We start from the raw sequence: 375 nt of genomic DNA, 5'->3' as shown, positions 1-375 counted from the left end.
AGAACAGAAACGCTCGTTTAAAAACAACCCATTCATACAAGAAAACCTGTATTACAATGCAGAACAAGATTATTTTGTATGCCCGATGGGACAGCATATGAAACTCATTTATAAAACTACCCGCAAAAGCGAAAATGGTTTTGTATCAAACATTTCAGTATATCAAGCCGGGCGTTGCCAGGGCTGTCCACTTCGTTGCAGTTGCCACAAATCACAAACAACCCGTCAAATACAAGTCAACCACAGGCTTAGGGAATATAAACGCAAAGCAAGAGAACTCTTAACCTCGGAAGAAGGTATCCGAATGCGGAAGAAACGACCAATAGAACCGGAAGCCGTATTTGGGCAAATGAAGTTTGACAAATCATATTACCG

At 41.1% G+C, this 375-nt stretch carries 1 protein-coding gene; it reads left to right on the top strand.

Translation table 11 applies throughout. The annotated features are described in order from the left end of the window. Positions 1-97: 97 nt before the first annotated feature. Positions 98-375 (top strand): transposase (locus tag N2K84_RS20310; protein ID WP_428222008.1); only part of this gene is annotated, 278 nt, incomplete at its 3' end.

It is taken from the genome of Gaoshiqia sediminis (genome assembly GCF_025907915.1).
Classification (GTDB): domain Bacteria; phylum Bacteroidota; class Bacteroidia; order Bacteroidales; family Prolixibacteraceae; genus Gaoshiqia; species Gaoshiqia sediminis.
The sequence above is the reverse complement of the archived record's forward strand: the minus strand, read 5'-3'. Positions and strand labels throughout refer to the sequence as shown.